Raw genomic sequence first — 17,920 nt, 5'->3', positions numbered from 1 at the left:
GCTACCCAACCCTCCCGGGCACGAAGGCCCGATATCGCCTAGCTACCTAGCCCTGCCCGAGCCGAAGCCGGTGCCTACCGTCTCGGCCATCGCCGCTCGCCACGCGAAGCCCTGCGAACCCCGCGCGGCCTGCGGCCAGAGCGCGGGCAGCTTCGCGCCGTGGGACACGCCCACAACCCGCCAGCCGCTGCGCATCAGGCTCAACGCCGCCGCGCCGTGCGCCCGGCCCGCCTCGGCCCGGCTCTCCGGCGGGAGGTTGAGCCACGTCGACGAGTCGATCAGGAATCCGACGCAGGTCGCGTTGTTGCTCCGCAGGCCGGACAGCAGCTCGGCCTCGGCGGTGGTCAGCGTGCCGAGCAGCGCGATCACCAGGCCGCCGTCGTTGCGCCTGCGCACCGCCTCGACGAGCTGGGCCACATCGCCGCGCTTGTCCAGCCGCACGTCGGCCAGGTGGTCGAGCAGGAGGCCCTCGCCGCCCTCGGCCGCCTCGGTGTCGATGCCGGTGTCGCTGACCAGCCGCAGCTTGTATCCGGCCTGGCGCAGGTGCACCGCGACGCTGGCCGCCGCCGAGACCGCCCACTCGAAGCTGGCCGTCGGGCCCTCGCCGCGGTGGGCGTACTGCCGGGTGTCGAGCACGACCGTGGCCCGGCTCTCCCACGGCTGCTCCTCGCGCCGCACCATCAGCTCGCCGGTGCGCGCGGTCGACTTCCAGTGCACGCGCCGCAGGTCGTCGCCGCGCCGGTACTCCCGGGTCGCCGCGTCGTCCTCGCCGTGCACGGCCACCGAGCGGGCCCGGCTGTCGCCCGCGCCCGCGTACTCGCCGGCGAGGCGGACGGTGGGCAGCGGGTGTACCTGGGGGATAACGGTGAGGCGGTCGACGCTCGGGAACGAGCGGGTCAGCTCGCACAGCCCGAACGGGTCGGTCAGGCGCACCACCAGGGGGCCGACCTCGTACTTGCCGCGCACGTCGGCCCGCACCGTGTACGCCACGGAGCTGGCCTGGCGGGCGCCGAGCCGTTCGAGGACGACCCGCGGGCGGCTGCCCAGCGCGTACGGCAGCCGGTCTTCCAGCAGCAGGGTGCCGGTGGGCAGCCGGGACATGTTTTGCAGGCGCAGCACCACGCGGGCGCTGGCACCGACCGGCGCGCGGTGCGGCTCGAGCGAGCGGCTGCACGCGAGCCGGTAGCGGCTGCGCCCCACGTATGCGGCGGCCAGCAGCGGCAGGATCGCGAGCAGGATCGCCACCCGCAGCAGGTCCTTTTCGCCGAGGATGACCGCGGACACGGCGGCGGCCGCGGCCGCGGCCAGGAACGACCGGCCACGCGTCGTCAGCCCGCGCAGCGCCTCACGCACGGGAGCCGCCTCCGCGGAACCGCCGCCCGGCGAAGCCGAACCGAGCCATCAGCCCCTCCGCGGGTCGTACTGGGCGCGCCCGTCGCCGGTGGCCCCCGGCCGCGTGTCGTACGGCGACCGCTGCCGCTCGTGAGGGAGCGGGAGCCGGTGCACGATGTCCGCGATGATCGCGTCGGTGGTGCGCCGGGCCAGCTGGGCGTCCGCGGTGGGGATGATGCGGTGCGCCATCACCGGCACGGCGAGCGTCTGGAGGTCGTCCGGCAGCACGTAGTCGCGCCCTTCGAGCGCGGCGACCGCGCGGGCGGTGCGCAGCAGCTGGAGGGTCGACCGGGGAGACGCGCCGAGCCGGAGGTCGGGCGCCTCACGGGTGGCGGTGACCAGGTTGACCGCGTACTGCTTGACCGCGTCGGCGACATGTACCTCGCGCACCGTCGCGATCAGGCGACGGACGGTGGCCGCGTCCGAGACCGGCTTGAGCGCCACGATCGGGTCGCGGGTGCCGTGCACGTCGAGCATCGCGAGCTCGGCGCCCGGGTCCGGGTAGCCCATCGCGATCCGGGCGGTGAACCGGTCGCGCTGCGCCTCCGGGAGGGGGTAGGTGCCCTCCATCTCGATCGGGTTTTGCGTCGCGATCACCATGAACGGCGTCTGAAGCTCGTAGGTGGTGCCGTCGACGGTGACCTGCCGCTCCTCCATGCTCTCCAGGAGGGCGGACTGCGTCTTCGGCGAGGCCCTGTTGATCTCGTCGCCGACCACGAGGTTGGCGAACACGGCGCCCGGCTTGAACTCGAAGTCGTGGGTTTCCTGGTTGTAGACGCTCACGCCGGTCACGTCGCTGGGCAGCAGGTCGGGGGTGAACTGGATCCGCCGCACCGAGCAGTCGATGGACCGGGCGAGGGCCTTGGCGAGTTTCGTCTTACCTACACCAGGGACATCCTCGATCAGGAGGTGACCCTCGGCCAGCAGGACGGCCAGCGCGAGCCGCACCGTGGCGGTCTTGCCCTCGATGACCTGCTCGATATTGGCCACGATGGCGTCGCTGGCCGCGCGGAACTCCGCGCCGGACAGAGGGCTGCCAACCTGGTCCCAGGATGGTTGTGTCACGGGCCTCCTCCTCGTTTACCACGGCTTCCCTGTATAGATACGCAAGGGTGGCCGGATGGTTCGCGGGAGTGCAGGCCGGGATGTGACGGACCACCCGCATGTGCACAGGCTAGCCCCGTCGGTGAAATTCGCCGAGTCGGTCATGACCGCCGCGTAGTACACTGCCGTCATGGCCAGGGCCTTCCTGCTCCTTACGTAGCCGCGCCATCGACGCCCCCGTCGACAGCGCGGCAGCCCCTCCTGCGTGAGGGGCTTTTTCATGCCCACACGAGAATGGCCCTGGAGGTAGAAAAATGAGCGAAGAGGTCGCGGACATTCCGCCCTTCCGATACACCGCCGCGCTGGCAGGCGAGATCGAGGTCCGCTGGCAGGACTTCTGGGCGGCGCACGGCACCTTCGACGCGCCCAACCCGACCGGCGACCTGGCCGACCCCGGCCACCCCCGGGCCGGCGCTCCCAAGCTGCACGTGCAGGACATGTTCCCCTATCCGTCCGGCGCCGGCCTGCACGTCGGCCACCCGCTGGGCTACATCGGCACCGACTCCTACACGCGGTACAAGCGGATGGCCGGCTACAACGTGCTGCACCCGATGGGTTTCGACGCGTTCGGCCTGCCCGCCGAGCAGTACGCGGTGCAGACCGGCACCCACCCGCGGATCACCACCGAGGCCAACGTCGAGCGCTACCGCGCGCAGCTGCGCCGGCTGGGGCTGGGCTACGACAGCCGGCGGTGGGTGGCGACGACCGACACCGAGTACTACCGGTGGACCCAGTGGATCTTCCTGCAAATCTTCAACTCCTGGTACGACACCGCGCAGCGAAAGGCGCGCCCGATCGCCGAGCTGGTCGCCGCGTTCGAGGCCGGCGAGCGGGCCACCCCGGACGGCCGGCCGTGGAGCGAGCTGTCGCCGGTCGAGCGGCGCCGCGTGGTAGACGACCACCGCCTGGCGTATGTCTCGGAGGCGCCGGTCAACTGGTGTCCCGGCCTGGGCACGGTGCTGGCCAACGAGGAGGTCACGCCAGACGGGCGCAGCGAGCGCGGCAACTACCCGGTTTTCCAGCGCAGCCTGAAGCAGTGGATGATGCGGATCACCGCGTACGGTGATCGCCTGGTCGACGACCTGGACACACTGGACTGGCCGGAGCCGGTCAAGCTGATGCAGCGCAACTGGATCGGCCGTTCGACGGGCGCGCACATCGAGTTCCCCACCTCCTCGGCGCCCATCCGGGTCTTCACGACGCGTCCGGACACCGTGTTCGGCGCGACCTATATGGTGCTGGCCCCCGAGCACGAGCTGGTCGACCAGCTGGTGCCCGGCGAGTGGCCCGCCGGCACGCGGGAGGCATGGACCGGCGGGCACGCGACGCCGGCCGAGGCCGTGGCGGCCTACCGGGCCTCCATCGCGGGGGAGACCGAAGCGGAGCGCACCGCGGAGAGCCGCAAGAAGACAGGTGTCTTCATCGGGGCGTACGCGACAAACCCGGTCAACGAGGAGCCCATCCCGGTCTTCATCGCCGACTACGTGCTGGCCGGCTACGGCACCGGCGCCATCATGGCGGTGCCCGGGCAGGACGAGCGCGACTGGGAGTTCGCCGAGGTCTTCGAGCTGCCGATCATCCGCACGGTGCGGCCGCCGGCCGACTTCGAGGGCAAGGCGTACACCGGGGAAGGCCCGGCGATCAACAGTGCCTTCCTGGACGGGCTGGGCATCGCGGACGCCAAGGCCCGCATCATCGAGTGGCTGGAGACGCACGAGGTCGGTTCCGGCGCGGTGACCTACCGGCTGCGCGACTGGCTGTTCAGCCGCCAGCGTTACTGGGGCGAGCCGTTCCCGATCGTGTACGACGAGACCGGCCTGCCCATCGCCCTGCCCGACGAGATGCTGCCGGTCGAGCTGCCCGAGGTGGACAACTTCTCGCCGCGCACCTTCGACCCGGACGACGCCGCCTCCAACCCCGAGACCCCGCTGTCCCGGGCCAAGGAGTGGGTCGAGGTCGAGCTGGACCTGGGCGACGGCCCGCGCCGCTACACGCGCGAGACCAACACGATGCCGCAGTGGGCCGGCTCCTGCTGGTACGAGCTGCGCTACCTGGACCCGCGCAACGACAAGGCGCTGGTCGACCCGGAGATCGAGCGGTACTGGCTGGGCCCGCAGTTCCCCGGCGACTGCGGCGGCGTCGACCTGTACATCGGCGGGATGGAGCACGCGGTGCTGCACCTGCTGTACGCCCGCTTCTGGCACAAGGTGCTGTTCGACCTGGGCCACATCTCGTCGTTCGAGCCGTTCCGGCGGCTGTTCAACCAGGGCTACATCCAGGCGTACGCGTACCGCGACGCGCGCGGTGTCGTGGTGCCGGCCGAGGAGGTCGAGGAGCGCGACGGCAAGTACTTCTACGAGGGCGTAGAGGTCGTCCGCGAGTACGGCAAGATGGGCAAGTCGCTGAAGAACGTGGTGACTCCGGACGAGATGTGCGAGGCGTACGGAGCCGACACGTTCCGGGTGTACGAGATGGCGATGGGCCCGCTGGACGTGTCCCGGCCGTGGGAGACCCGGGCGGTGATCGGCTCGCAGCGCTTCCTGCAACGCGTGTGGCGGCTGGTGGTCGACGAGGAGACCGGCGCGACGCGGGTGGTCGACGAGCCGGCCACTCCGGAGACCCGCAGGGTGCTGCACAAGGTGATCGACGGCGTGCGCGGCGACATGGACGACCTGCGCTTCAACACCGCGATCGCCAAGCTGATCGAGCTGACCAACGCGGTCACGCCGCTGCCGTCGGCGCCCCGCGAGGTGGTCGAGCCGCTGGTGCTGATGCTGTCGCCGTTCGCCCCGCACATCGCCGAAGAGCTGTGGCAGAAGCTGGGCCACTCGGGCTCGCTGGCGTACGTAGACTTCCCGGTCGCCGACCCGGCGCTGCTGGTGGCCGAGTCGGTCACGTACCCGGTGCAGGTCAACGGCAAGGTCCGCGGCCGGGTCGAGGTGGCCGCGACCGCGGAGGAGGCGTCGGTACGCGAGGCGGCACTGGCCGCGGTCGGCGACCACCTGGCGGGGCGCGACCCGCGGAAGGTGATCGTCGTGCCGGGCCGGATGGTGAGTATCGTCGTCTAGCTTGATACCCCCTGGGGGTAAGGGGTATGGTCTTGGGCATGGAGACCAAGACCTACTCCGTCAGCGGAATGACCTGTGCCCACTGCGTCAGCTCGGTAAGCAGCGAGGTCGGCCAGATCCCCGGCGTCACCGCCGTGTCGGTCGACCTCGCCGGCGGCGCGGTGACCGTGACCAGCGAGCGGTCGCTCGACGAGGACGCGGTGCGCGCCGCCGTCGACGAGGCGGGCTACGAGCTGGTCAGCTGACACGCGGGTTCCTCTTCTCGTACATATGTGCGAACATAACCCGCGTGGGTGCCAGCATCCTGCACGCCGACCTCGACGCCTTCTACGCGTCCGTCGAGCAGCGGGACGATCCGCGCCTTCGCGGCCGCCCGGTGCTCGTGGGCGGCGGCGTGGTGCTGGCTTGCAGCTACGAGGCGAAGGCCCGCGGTGTGCGCACGGCCATGGGTGGCCAGCAGGCCCGCCGGCTGTGCCCGGACGCCATCGTGGTCCAGCCCCGGATGGCCGCCTACAGCGCGGCGAGCAAGGCCGTCTTCCGGATCTTCCGTGACACGACCCCACTCGTCGAGGGCATCTCCATCGACGAGGCGTTCCTCGACGTGGGCGGCCTCCGCAAGATTTCGGGCACACCCACCGACATCGCCGTCCGGCTCCGGGCCGAGGTGCGCCGCCAGGTCGGCCTGCCGATCACCGTGGGCGTGGCGAAGACCAAGTTTCTGGCCAAGGTGGCCAGTGGTGTGGGTAAGCCCGACGGCCTCAAGGTCGTGCCGATCGGCGGCGAGCTCGCCTTCCTCCACCCGCTGCCGGTCGAGCGCCTGTGGGGCGTCGGCCCGGTGACCGCCGGCAAGCTGCGCGAGCGCGGCCTGCGTACGGTCGGCGCGGTCGCCAGGATCGGCGAGGCCGCCCTCGTCTCGATGCTCGGCGTCGCGGCCGGCCGCCACCTGCACGCCCTCGCGCACAACCACGACCCCCGCACCATCCAGACCGGCCGGCGCAGGGGGTCGATCGGCGCCCAACGCGCGCTGGGCCGCCGGCCACGCACACCGCGCGACCTCGACGCGGTGCTGTGCGGCCTGGTCGACCGGGTCTCCCGGCGGATGCGCGCCGCCGACCGCGTGGGCCGCACGGTGATGCTGCGGCTCCGCTTCGACGACTTCTCCCGCGCCGCCCGCTCACACACCCTCCCGCGCGCGACGTCCAACACCCGCACGATCCTCGAAGCCCTGCGCGGCCTGCTCGCCGCCGCCATGCCGATGATCGACGAACGCGGCGTGACCCTGGTCGGCGTCGCGGTGGGCAACCTCGACGACGGCAAGGCCGTCCAGCTGATGCTCCCCTTCGAGCGAGACAGCGGCGTCGAGCTGGATGGCGCCCTCGACGCGGTGCGCGACAGGTTCGGCTCGTCGGCGGTCACCCGCGCGGTGCTGCTCGGCCGCGACCCCGGCCTCGCGATGCCCATGCTCCCCGACTAGAGCCTTTTCGGAGTCGCGGTGGCCGGGCGCTAAGTTCCTTTTAGGACAAAGATTTGAGCTACCGCGATGTCCGTCGTGGTCCAGACCGCTGCTCCCGCGGCCTCACCCGTCCGCCGCTGGTCGTGCTCACCCCGTCGGGCCGCCGCGACGGTCGCTGTTTGTCCACAATGTCTGCTCCCGGATCGGCGCTCTGGGAAAGCGACAGGGGTGACGGCTGGGGATTTCGGCTCGCCCCGCGAGCCGCCGGCCGGGAGCGGTGCCCGCGGGAGCATACGGTCTCCAGCTGACGCGGACGGGGGAAATCTGCCGGAGCGCCGCCACGCGCGTAACCCCAACTCCGAAAGCTCTCTAGAACCTCCGGCTTCGGATTTTGCCCGGGTCCGCGTCAGCGGCGGGCCGTATGCTCCTGCGGGGACCGCGGCGGTCGGCGGCTCGCAGCGCTCGCCGAAACCCCCGACCCCCGCTGCCAGGTCCGCGCCCCCAGCCCCACCCTGGCCCCAAAAGGGCAGCCCTCTTGTGCGTGAATTCCCAGCAGGGGTCCCGTATACCCGCCCAGACAGTGACAGGGCTGCCGTCTTGAGGGCAGGGGGCGGCGGGGTGAGTGGGACCAGCGGCGGATGGGTGAGGCCGCGGGAGCAACGGCTTGGACCACGACGGGCGTCGCGGTAGCTCAAATCTCCGTTGGAATCGAGGTTTTGCGGCCGCGGTGCCCCCCACGACTCCGCAAGGTCCTTAGAGGAGGGTGACTTCCAGGAGGGTTTTGCCGACCGTGGCGCGGGATTCGATCGCGGCGTGGGCTTCTGACGCGCGGTCCAAGGGAAAGCGCTGCCCGATCAGCGGGCGCAGGCGGCCGGCGGCGGCCTCCGCGAGCGCACTCTCCACATAGGAGCGCAGCTCGGCCGGGGTCGGGGTCGGGCGGATCAGGGTGACGCCGCGCGCGGCCGCGTCCTCGGGCGGGATCGCGGCCCATTCGCCGCTGGCCAGGCCGTAGCTCAGCATGCGGCCACCCGGCACCAGCCGCTCGAACGCCGCTCTCGCGACCGCACCGCCCACGCCGTCGAGCACCACGTCGAGCGGGCCGGCGCGGTCGGCCCAGTCCGGTTGGCGATAGTCCACAGTGGTGTCCGCGCCGAGCTTGCGGGCCACGGCCAGTTTGTGTTCGCCGCCCGCCGCGGCGACGACGACGGCGCCGGCCGTCTTCGCCAGCTGGATCGCCAGGCTGCCCACGCCGCCCGCGGCGGCCTCGACGAGCACGCGCTCGCCGGGTTTCGGGGCGGCGGCACCGATGAGCATCGTGGCGGTGCGGCCGTCGGCGAGGAGTGCGACCGCCTCGTCGAGCGGCAGCTCCGGTGGCACCTCGAACGGGGCCGCCGCGTCGACCACCACGCGGGAGGCGTACCCACCCGTGCCGTTGAGGCTCGTGACCACCCGGCGACCCACCAGGCCCGACAGGTCGGCGCCGGTGCCGGGGCCGACCGCCGCGATCACGCCGCCGACGCCGTTGCCGGGGATGAGCGGGGGACGGGCCTTTATCGGGCCGGCGCCGGTGGCGCGGAACTGGGTCTCGACGAACGTGATGTTCGCGTACGCCACGTCGATCAGCACCTGCCCGGCGCCGGGCACCGGGTCGGGGGCGTCGCCCGCCACCAGCACCGAAGGGTCACCAAAACCTGTCAGCCACACCGCTCGCATGCCGGCAAGTCTGCAACCTCGAGTGGGCCTGAGGTCAAGACTTGACCAGTGCGCCGATCAGGCTGCCGAACGCGCCGGTCACGAGCAGCGTGCGCACCACGTTCCAGCGCACCCACGTGGCCTCGAAGCGTTCGCGGGCGGCGGCCAGGTCGTCGGTGTCCAGGTTGACCGCCACCAGCTCGTTGTTGAGCGGCACGTTGACGGTGAACGTGACGGCGAGCTGGGCCACGTACAGCACGAGCGCCGCGACGATCCACGCCAGCGCCGCGCGGTGCGAGCCGCCCAGGTGCAGGAGCGCGGCAGCGGCCGTGAAGACGAGCGCGCCGCCGAAGGCGATCGCGAACCAGCCGTTGAGGATCGCCTTGTTGATGCCGCTCATCGCCTCGACGAAGGTGCGGTCGCCGACCTGCGCGAGGCCCGGCATCACCGACATCGAGAACGCGAAGAACAGGCCTGCCGCGAGGCCGGTGGTCAGGAGGCTGAGGACGAGCGAGACGGTTCTCATGTCGAGTTACCCCAAGCGCCGATGAAATGGGCCGACGTCACCGTCGCCCCGGTGGATACGACTTCCGCACGCAGCCGGGCCGCGAGAGTTTCGACGGCGACCTCGCCGGGTGCCGCCACGCCGGTGCGTTCCATGTCGCCGAGCAGGTCGCGGGTGGTAGCGACGAGCTCCGCGTAGACGAGCGAGTCCGGCCCGCCCTCGACCCGCGCGCCGAGGATCGCCCGTGGGTGCGCGAGCCCGGCGTCGCCGAGCGTGCGGCGCAGCCGCAGCCCGGCCCGCGGGTCGGCGCCGGTGCGGCGCAGGGTCTCGCGGATCCGGTCGAGCGTCAGCTCCACGAGCGGGCATTGCGGGTGGGCGCCGGCGCCGGTCCAGTCGGGCTCGTGGAAGGCCATCAGCCCGCCCGGCGCGAGCAGCCCGCGCAGGTGGCGCAGCACGGCCTCCGGATCCGCCAGGTGCATGAGGAACTGGCGGCCGACCACCGCGTCGATCGGCACGTCCAGGTCGAGGCCGGCGGCGTCGGCGGCCAGGAAGCGCACGTTGTCGAGCGACGCACGCTGCCGCGCGCGGGCGATCGCCGCCGGGTCGCGGTCGACGCCGATCACCGTGCCGTCCGGGCCGACGAGCCGCGCCGCGACGAACGCGACGTCGCCGCTGCCGCACCCCACGTCGAGCACCCGCATGCCGGGCTGGAGCCCGGCGAGACCCAGCACCTGCTCGGTCAGATCGCCCACGAAGCGACCCCGGCTCAACAGCCGGTCCAGCTCCATTTCCGGGTACGAGCGCATGTCCCGCAAGGTAGGAGCGTGAACTGCTCGGTTACCAGGCCGAAAACTACTCGATCCCGGAAATCTCCCGCCGCCACAGCCACTCGGCGATCCGCTCGATGCCGCTGGTCAGGTGTGCCCGGTAGGTGCTGAACGGCAGCTCGAGCCGCGCGGCGGCGAGCTCCTGCGTGGCCGCCGGTTCGAGGTAGGTGCGGTGTACCGCGCGGAAGAGCTTCTCGTCCCTGGGGTTGGCACGGAGCGCGTCGGCCGCGTCCCGTAGCACCGCGCGGAGACCGCCGGACGCCTCGACGGCCACGCGCGACCGGCTCAGCGGGTTGGCGGCCAGCGCGTCGTCGCGCGTGTAGTCGCGCAGAGCCCGCCGCACCGCCGTGCGGAACTCCGGCTGCGACAGCACGACCAGCGCCGGAGTGTCCGCGGTGGACGCCGCGGGCGCCCCGTCGCCGAGCTCCCGGCCGGCCATCAGCTCGTACCAGGTCAGGAGCGGCTCGGCCCGCCAGTCGTGCGTGTACACGCCATAGCGCCGGCCACCAACGGTGAACGCCGCCTCGGGCTGGGCGCGCAGGTTCATGTGCGTGAGGAGGTCGTCGTACGCCTCCGGGTCGGCCACCGCGACGAAGCTCCACGCCAGCCGGGTCCGGGTGAGCCAGTGGCGGCAGCAGCCGGTCGCGAAGAGGTTGGTGGCCGACGAGACGTCCTGGTAGGTGTCCCGCCCGAGGAAGTAGCGGTGGTAGATCATCTCCTCGCCGGCGCGGGTCGGACCGTAGCGGCGGGCCACCTCGACGGCCGCCCGCGTCGCCGGATCGGCCGCGATGTCGGCCTCGCCGGCCTCGTGCAGGTCGAGCGTCGCGTCGAACCCGAACAGCACGCCGTCCGCGTCGTGGTACGCGGAGAAGGCGGCCGGCTGGCGCTCGTACCAGTGTGTGGCGATGCGTGCGGAGTCCGCGCCCTCGTGCCGCTCGACCATCGCGCGGATCGGGCCCCAGTCGCGGGCGGTGAGCGGCCCGGCGGTGGCCTGCCCCAGCGTCTCCCAGCGGTAGTGCGCCCCGAGCACCGGGCTGGTCCGGTGCAGGTAGAGCACGTCGTAGAAGGCCTCGCGCTGCGCCGCGCCCTGGGTGCGCCGCGCGCGGTCGATGAGCGCCTCGCGGCTGGCGCGGTGCAGCCGGCGGTATCCGTCGGGGTTGCGCCAGCGCAGGTCCGCGTCGAGCACCTCGCGGGCGAGGTCGTGCGGGTACAGGCCGTGCCGCCCGCGCTCGACGAAGGGCAGCCCGCGTAGCCAGTCGAAGAGCTGGGGCACGTCGTCGCCGCCGAGCGTGTCCGCCAGCAGCTCCTCGGTCGTCACGCGCAGGTGGGCGGCGGTCTCCAGCGCGGCCCGGTGGCGCGGGCCGGGCACCTGGTCGACGAAGCGGGACAGCAGCGCGCGGACCAGGTCGGGCTCCTGCTCGGGCCGGAGCGGGAGGTTCGCGCCGGCCACCAGCGCCAGCGCGAACGGGTGCCCGTGGGTGAACGCGACCGCGGCCTCCTGCCGGTCGTCCGGCACGCCGCGCGCCGCGAGGAACTCCCGGCTCTCCGCGGGCGCCAGGTTGCGCAACGGCACGACCGCCAGCAGCGACCGCCAGCCCGGGTCGGTCAGCCAGCTCGGGCCGGGCGGGTTGCGGCCGGCGATCACGACGAGCGTGTCCGCGGGCAGGGACGGCAGGTAGGTCTCGCGCAGCCACTCGTCGACCGGCTCCAGCAGCTCGTAGGTGTCGAGGAGTAGGACCAGGCCGGGGACGGGCTCGCCGACCGCGCCGGAAATGCCGTGCGACACCGCGCGAATCGCCCGGCCGTCCACGCGGGCGACCGGACGGCCGGCCTCAGTCGCCAGTTCGGCAAAGACGCTCAACAATGCGGTCTTTCCCACACCACCGGGGCCGTGTACGAAGATGACGGCTTGACTGGAGAGCGCTTTCCGAAAGAGATGCAACTCTGCGGCCCGCCCTACGAAGCGATCTCGCCGGGCCTGTTTGAGCCGGTCAGCGAGCGTTCTCCCGGCTGCGGGTGCCGGCTCCATCGCGGCCGCCTTTCTTCCGATCGTGACGAACTTTCGACACTTGTTTAGAAACTTTTATTCGGACCCGGCATTGACGTAGCCAAATCGGCGCCACGAGGATCGCCGTAGCGGCACATCGGACAGCCCGGGCCACCGGGGCTGCCGGGCACCGGGCAGTGCCGCGGGGGAGACGATATGCGAACACGTTCATGGGCGCGCGTGCTGGGAGTGGTGACGCTCGCCGCGGCACTGCTGCCGGTGCAGCCCGCCACCGCCCAGGGCCGGCCCACCGACCCGCTGTACCTCGACGCTCGGCAGCCGGTCGAGCGGCGCGTCACCGACCTGCTCGGCCGGATGACGCTCGAGGAGAAGATCGGCCAGATGACCCAGGCGGAGCGGGCGGCGGTCGCCGACGACCCGTCCCTGGTCGCCGAGTGGCGGCTCGGCTCGGTGCTCTCCGGCGGCGGTTCGGTGCCGACGCCGAACACGCCCGAGGCATGGGTCCAGATGGTCAACCAGTTTCAGGAGCAGGCGCTCAGCACCCGCCTCGGCATCCCGATGATCTACGGGATCGACGCGGTGCACGGACACGGCAACGTGTACGGGGCCACCGTGTTCCCGCACAACATCGGCCTCGGCGCCACCCGCAACCCCGAGCTGCTGGAGAAGATCGGCAAGGCCACCGCCGACGAGGTGCTGGCCACCGGCATCCCGTGGAACTTCGCGCCGTGCATCTGCGTGTCACGGGACGAGCGGTGGGGCCGGGCGTACGAGAGCTTCGGCGAGGACCCGGCGCTGGTCGCCTCGCTGGAGACCGTTATCGACGGGCTTCAGAGTCGCGGCGTGCTCGCCACCGTCAAGCACTACGCCGGCGACGGTGACACCCGCTACGACCAGGCCATCGCGGACGCCAACGAGGGCAAGCCCTGGTGGGAGCAGAAGTACCCGATCGACCAGGGTGTGACCGTCACCAGCCGCGGCCACTTCAACCGGGTGGACCTCGCGCCGTACGTGGTCGCGCTCGGCAAGCACGACGTGGCAAGCGTCATGCCCTCCTTCTCCAGCGTCGACTGGACCGAGGACGGCGTCGGCAACCCGACGAAGATGCACGCCCACCGCGACCTCATCACCGGCACGCTCAAGGGCCGGCTCGGGTTCGAGGGCTTCGTCATCTCCGACTGGGAAGGCATCCACCAGATCACCGACCCGGCCGACCCGGCGAACGGCGGGCTCACCGCGTACAAGGTGCGGCTCGGCGTCAACTCCGGCATCGACATGTTCATGGAACCCAACACCGCCAAGCAGTTCGAAGACCTGCTGCTGGCCGAGGTCGCCTCCGGCGGTGTGAAGAAGTCGCGGATCGACGATGCCGTACGTCGCATCCTGCGGGTCAAGTTCCAGCTCGGGCTCTTCGAGCACCCGTACGCGTCCGGCGACAACGCCGGCGCCGTCGGGAGCGCCAAGCACCGCGCGATCGCCCGGCAGGCCGTAGCCGAGTCGCAGGTGCTGCTCAAGAACACCGACGGGGTGCTGCCGCTCAGCAAGAACGCCAAGGTGTACGTCGCCGGCCGCAACGCCGACGACATCGGCAACCAGGCCGGCGGCTGGACCATCAGCTGGCAAGGCAACAGCGGCGACAACATCCCGGGCACCACGATCCTCGAAGGCATCCGCGAGGTGGCGCCCCGGGCCACGGTCACGTTCAGCGCGGACGCGTCGGCCCCCACGGCCGGCTCGGACGTGGGCGTCGTGGTCGTGGGCGAGACCCCGTACGCCGAGGGCTACGGCGACGTCGGCGGCCCCGAGTGCGGCTTCTGCACCGTGCCGCAGCAGGAGGAGAAGTCGCTCAGCCTCCAGCCCGGCGACCAGGCCGTGGTCGACAAGGTCTGCTCGGCGATCGCGAAGTGCGTGGTGCTTGTGGTCTCCGGCCGCCCGCAGGTGCTCACCGGCCAGCTCGACACGATCGACGCGCTCGTCGCGTCGTGGCTGCCGGGCAGCGAGGGCGCCGGCGTCGCGGACGTGCTCTTCGGCCGGCGCCCGTTCACCGGTCGCCTGTCGATGACCTGGCCGGCCACCGAGGCCCAGGTGCCGATCAACGTCGGCGACGCCGACTACCGGCCGCTCTACCCGTACGGCTGGGGCCTGCGCACCGACAAGCCCCGGTCCACGCTGGACAAGGCCCGGGACGCCGCCCAGAAGGCGGTGCTCGCGGGGCGGGCACGGTCCGACTGGGCGAGGCTCATCGCCGACGCGGACCACGCGCTGGCGAGCGGTGACGCGGGCCGGGCCTACTGGCTGCTGCGCCGCGTACCCCGCTGACCCGCACCTGACAACGATCAGGGCGCCCCGCTCGGGGCGCCCTGATCCTGTCTGCCCGCACGGGGTTCCCGCATCCCCCAGCTCTGCGCTCGCACGCCTGCCTCACCGCCGGGTCGCACTCCCCCGAGGTACGTAACCGGGGTGGGCAGGGGCACGCGCGCGGGAACCCCGTGGGCGCTTTCTAGCCTGGCAGGGGCCGTGATACAAACGCACATACACGTGGCACACACAGCTCACACACAGTTCGCGGTGCTTGGACCGGTCACCGTGGTGATCCATGGGCGCCGCCACCGGATACCCCGCGCACAGACCCGCGGACTCCTCGCACTCATGCTGCTCAACCTCGGCCGGCGGATCTCCCGCGAGGGCGTGATCGAGGCGATGTGGGGCGGCGCCGCGCCCTCCACGGCCCGTTCCCAGGTGCACAACGCGGTCACCGTCATCCGCGGCCACCTCGCCGACCTCGGCGCGCCCGAACTGCTCGACAGCGGCCCGTCCGGATACGAGCTGCTCGTCGAGCCGGAGCAGGTCGACGCGGCCCGGTTCGACGACGGCGTGCGGCTGGCCCGCGACGCGGCCGCGCGGGGCAACCAGAAGGAGGCGGTGCGCCTGCTGCGCGGCGCGCTCGGGCTGTGGACCGGCGAGCCGCTCGCGGACGCGACCGGCGCGTTCGTCGACGCGTCCCGGGCCCGGCTCGTCGAGCGCCGGCTGACGGCGGTCGAAGACCTCGCCGACCTGGAGCTGGAGCTGGGGCGCGCGGAGATGGTCGCCGACGAGATCGCGCCGCTGGTCGACGCCCACCCGATGCGGGAGCGGCTGCGGGTGCGGCAGATGACCGCGCTGTACCGCACCGGGCGGCAGGTCGAGGCGCTTCAGAGCTACCGGGTGTACCGCAACCTGCTGGCCGAGTACGAGGGTCTCGACCCGGGCCGGGAGATCGCCGAGCTGGAGCGGATGATCCTGCGCGCCGATCCGGTGCCGGCCGCCGCGCCCTCCGCCGTGGAGCCGGCGCCGGAGCCGGCACCGGCCGCGCCGGCGCTGCTGCCGCCCGACATCCCGGACTTCACCGGCCGGGAGGGTCCGGTGGGGGAGCTGCGCCACCTGCTGACGGACGGGCGCCCGTCCAGCGCGCTCGCCGTCGCCGGCGTCGCGGGCATGGGCGGCGTCGGCAAGACCACCCTCGCGGTACACGTGGCGCACCTCGCCGCGCCCGCGTACCCGGACGGGCAGCTCTACGCCAACCTGCGCGGCACCGAGGCGGTCGCCCTCGACCCGGGCGACGTCCTGGCCCGCTTCCTGCGCGCGCTCGGCGTCGACGCGCGGGCGATCCCCAACGACCCGGTCGAGCGCGGCGAGATGTTTCGCACCCGCCTGGCCGGCCGCCGGGTGCTCGTAGTGCTCGACAACGCCGCCTCGGAGGAGCAGGTGCGGCCGCTGCTGCCCGGCGCGGCCAGCTGCGCGGTGCTGGTCACCAGCCGGGCCCGGCTGACCGGGGTCGAAGGCGCCCGCTGGATCGATTTAGACGTCTTCGCGCGTACGGAGGCCGTGCGGCTGCTCGGTCGGGTCGCGGGCGACGAGCGGGTCGCCGCCGAGCCCGACGAGGCGGCCGACATCGTGCGGCTCTGCGGCGGCCTCCCGCTGGCGGTACGGGTGGCCGGCGCCCGGCTCACCGCCCGGCCCACCTGGCGGCTGGGGCACCTGTCCCGCATGCTCCGCGACGAGCGGCGGCGCCTCGACCGGCTCGCCACCGGCGACCTGGAGGTGCGCGCCTCGCTGGCGCTCAGCTACGAGGGGTTGAAGGGAGAGGCGAAGCGCCTCTTCCGCCGGCTCGGCCGCTTCGACACACCCGACTTCCCGGCCTGGCTGGCCGGCGCGGTGCTGGAGGAGTCGGCCGACGCGGCCGGGCTCCTGGAGTCTCTCGTGGACGCCCAGCTGATCGGGGTGTCCAGCGTGGACGCCGCCGGCGAGATCCGCTACCGCTTCCACGACCTGGTCCGCCTGTACGCCCGCGAGTGCGCCGACGTCGAAGACCCACCGGGCGACCGGCTCGAAGTGCTCGGCGCCGGCTTCGGCGGCTGGCTGGCGATCGCCGAGCGGATGGCCGCGCGGGTACCCGGCCCCTGCTACGCGGCGATCAGCGGCACGGCGCCCCGCCCGGCGGTCGAGTTTCCGCCGGACGACGTCGAGCCGCTCGACTGGTTCGACGCCGAGCGTTCGGCGCTGCTCTCGGTGGTGCGGCAGGCGTGCGCGCTCGACCTCGACGAGCTCGCCTTCGACCTGGCCGGCTGCCTGGAGAAGTACTTCGACATCCGGGGCATGTACGGCGACTGGAACGCAACCAACAGCCTGGTGCTGGCCGCGTGCCGGCGCTCCGGCAACCTGCTCGGCGAGGCGGTCATGCTGCGCGGCCTCATCGACGTCGTGACCTGGAACAGCACGCCCGAGCAGGGCGACGCGACGAGCCGTTTCCACGCGGACGCGTTCCGGCTGCTGGAGATGTTCACGGAGTTGGGGGAGCGGCGCGGCATGTCGGACGCGGCGGTGATGTGCTCGTGGGCGCTCACCGCGCGCGGCGCGCAGGCCGACGCGCTGGCCTACGGCGAGCGGGCGCTGGCGCTGGCCGAGGAGACCGACCACCTCGGCGGCCAGGCCCGGGCGCACGTCGCGCTCGCCGTGGCCCTGGCCGAGAGCCGCGACGTGGTCCGCGCGATCGGCCACCTCGACGCCGCGCTGGCCGCCGCGCGGGCGCTGGGCAACCCGCGGTACGAGACGGCGGTGCTCCAGTTTCTCGGCATCGCGTACCGGGAGGCCGGCGAGCTGGAGACAAGCTCCCGGATGTTCGACGAGTCGCTGGCCATCTCCCGCCGCTACCGGGACGTCTACACCGAGGTGCTGACGATGGTGGCGCTGTCCCGGCTGTACCTGCGCCAGGGCGACCCGCGGGCCCGGGAGGCGGCGGAGTCGTCGCTGGCCCTCGGCCGCGAGTTCAACATGAGCCACCACGTGGCCGACGCGCTGGGCGCGCTGGGCGAGATCGAGCTGGCCGCGGGGCGGCCGGAGCAGGCGGTGTCCTACCTGGAGCAGTCGGTGGCGATCTGGCGCACCCGCGGCTGGCTGTCGTTTCTCGCCGCCGCGCTGCACACGCTGGGCCAGGCGTACGAGGCCAGCGGCGACGAGCCGGCGGCGGCCCGGGTGCGCGGCGAGGCCCAGGAGATTCTCGCGACGCTCGGCTCCGGCTCCTGATCTCACTGGGTACCCGTCCCACAAGTCGGTACGCCCCTCGCCAAGCGTGGCAGCGAGGGGCGTACCAAGTTCGTGGCTAGGATCTTGTCCAACCGGGAGGCCAATCCCGCCGATGTTGATCGTGGAGAGTGAATCTCCGTTGGACGTCGATCCTGGTGATGGTGGTTGTCGTAGAGGGCCGCGCGTGAACCTCTTGTGACACCACGCGTTGGGGTCGGGGGGTCTGGTGCAATGTCGCCGATGCAGATGCTAGGTGCAACTTGCAGATTCGTGGCCGTAAACCCTTCCCATCGGGTGTGGAACCCGGCA

At 72.3% G+C, this 17,920-nt stretch carries 10 protein-coding genes and 1 pseudogene; 5 read left to right on the top strand and 6 right to left on the bottom strand.

All coding sequences use genetic code 11. The features are described 5' to 3' along the window. Nucleotides 1-42: 42 nt before the first annotated feature. Both ACTMTJ_RS39760 and ACTMTJ_RS39755 read right to left on the bottom strand, forming a co-directional pair. Nucleotides 43-1,353 carry a DUF58 domain-containing protein gene (locus tag ACTMTJ_RS39760; RefSeq protein WP_441223917.1) on the bottom strand — a complete coding sequence of 437 codons (1,311 nt, stop codon included), beginning with the start codon at nucleotides 1,351-1,353 and terminating at the stop codon, nucleotides 43-45. A 48-nt stretch (nucleotides 1,354-1,401) separates the two neighbouring features. Next, nucleotides 1,402-2,457 carry an AAA family ATPase gene (locus ACTMTJ_RS39755; RefSeq protein ID WP_441223916.1) on the bottom strand — a complete coding sequence of 352 codons (1,056 nt, stop codon included), beginning with the start codon at nucleotides 2,455-2,457 and terminating at the stop codon, nucleotides 1,402-1,404. Between the two features lie 293 nt (nucleotides 2,458-2,750). Between ACTMTJ_RS39755 and leuS the strand changes: the two genes are divergently transcribed. Genes leuS through dinB form a run of 3 tightly spaced genes read left to right on the top strand, consistent with a single transcriptional unit; the run spans nucleotide 2,751 to nucleotide 7,038 of the window. Beyond that, a complete protein-coding gene (gene leuS, locus ACTMTJ_RS39750; RefSeq protein ID WP_441223915.1) occupies nucleotides 2,751-5,564 on the top strand; it encodes a leucine--tRNA ligase in 2,814 nt (937 codons plus the stop codon). A gap of 38 nt (nucleotides 5,565-5,602) precedes the next feature. Continuing rightward, nucleotides 5,603-5,809, top strand: coding sequence for a heavy-metal-associated domain-containing protein (locus ACTMTJ_RS39745; RefSeq protein ID WP_441223914.1), 207 nt, complete (start codon nucleotides 5,603-5,605; stop codon nucleotides 5,807-5,809). 44 nt (nucleotides 5,810-5,853) lie between these two features. Continuing rightward, complete coding sequence (dinB, locus tag ACTMTJ_RS39740) at nucleotides 5,854-7,038, top strand: DNA polymerase IV (protein ID WP_441223913.1); 1,185 nt, start codon at nucleotides 5,854-5,856, stop codon at nucleotides 7,036-7,038. Nucleotides 7,039-7,770: 732 nt separating this feature from the next. On the opposite strand, the gene ACTMTJ_RS39735 is transcribed toward dinB, so the two are convergent. Genes ACTMTJ_RS39735 through ACTMTJ_RS39720 form a run of 4 tightly spaced genes read right to left on the bottom strand, consistent with a single transcriptional unit; the run spans nucleotide 7,771 to nucleotide 11,902 of the window. Then, a complete protein-coding gene (locus ACTMTJ_RS39735) occupies nucleotides 7,771-8,730 on the bottom strand; it encodes a zinc-binding dehydrogenase (protein ID WP_441223912.1) in 960 nt (319 codons plus the stop codon). A 34-nt stretch (nucleotides 8,731-8,764) separates the two neighbouring features. Next, on the bottom strand, nucleotides 8,765-9,235 hold the full coding sequence (locus ACTMTJ_RS39730; protein ID WP_441223911.1) for an anthrone oxygenase family protein: 471 nt from the start codon (nucleotides 9,233-9,235) through the stop codon (nucleotides 8,765-8,767). Further along, the gene (locus tag ACTMTJ_RS39725; protein WP_441223910.1) at nucleotides 9,232-10,020 is read right to left on the bottom strand and encodes a methyltransferase domain-containing protein; all 789 of its coding nucleotides are present in this window, start codon (nucleotides 10,018-10,020) and stop codon (nucleotides 9,232-9,234) included. Before ACTMTJ_RS39725 ends, ACTMTJ_RS39730 begins: the two co-directional genes overlap by 4 nt. 46 nt (nucleotides 10,021-10,066) lie before the next feature. After that, nucleotides 10,067-11,902, bottom strand: coding sequence for a hypothetical protein (locus ACTMTJ_RS39720; RefSeq protein WP_441223909.1), 1,836 nt, complete (start codon nucleotides 11,900-11,902; stop codon nucleotides 10,067-10,069). A gap of 399 nt (nucleotides 11,903-12,301) precedes the next feature. On the opposite strand from ACTMTJ_RS39720, the pseudogene ACTMTJ_RS39715 reads away from it, so the two are divergent. Continuing rightward, nucleotides 12,302-14,368: pseudogene (locus ACTMTJ_RS39715) on the top strand (glycoside hydrolase family 3 protein); the annotation flags it as partial. 249 nt (nucleotides 14,369-14,617) lie between these two features. Beyond that, nucleotides 14,618-17,611, top strand: coding sequence for a BTAD domain-containing putative transcriptional regulator (locus ACTMTJ_RS39710; protein ID WP_441223908.1), 2,994 nt, complete (start codon nucleotides 14,618-14,620; stop codon nucleotides 17,609-17,611). The last annotated feature ends 309 nt before the right edge of the window (nucleotides 17,612-17,920 follow it).

This window comes from Phytohabitans sp. LJ34 (assembly GCF_052068095.1).
Lineage (GTDB): Bacteria > Actinomycetota > Actinomycetes > Mycobacteriales > Micromonosporaceae > Phytohabitans.
This window is presented reverse-complemented; position numbering and strand designations above follow the sequence as displayed.

Coding starts and splice junctions, on each gene's coding strand:
- ACTMTJ_RS39735 (WP_441223912.1), bottom strand. CDS start 8,730: ATGCGAGCGGTGTGGCTGACAGGTTTTGGTGACCCTTCGGTGCTGGTG.
- leuS (WP_441223915.1), top strand. CDS start 2,751: ATGAGCGAAGAGGTCGCGGACATTCCGCCCTTCCGATACACCGCCGCG.
- ACTMTJ_RS39745 (WP_441223914.1), top strand. CDS start 5,603: ATGGAGACCAAGACCTACTCCGTCAGCGGAATGACCTGTGCCCACTGC.
- ACTMTJ_RS39730 (WP_441223911.1), bottom strand. CDS start 9,235: ATGAGAACCGTCTCGCTCGTCCTCAGCCTCCTGACCACCGGCCTCGCG.
- ACTMTJ_RS39725 (WP_441223910.1), bottom strand. CDS start 10,020: ATGCGCTCGTACCCGGAAATGGAGCTGGACCGGCTGTTGAGCCGGGGT.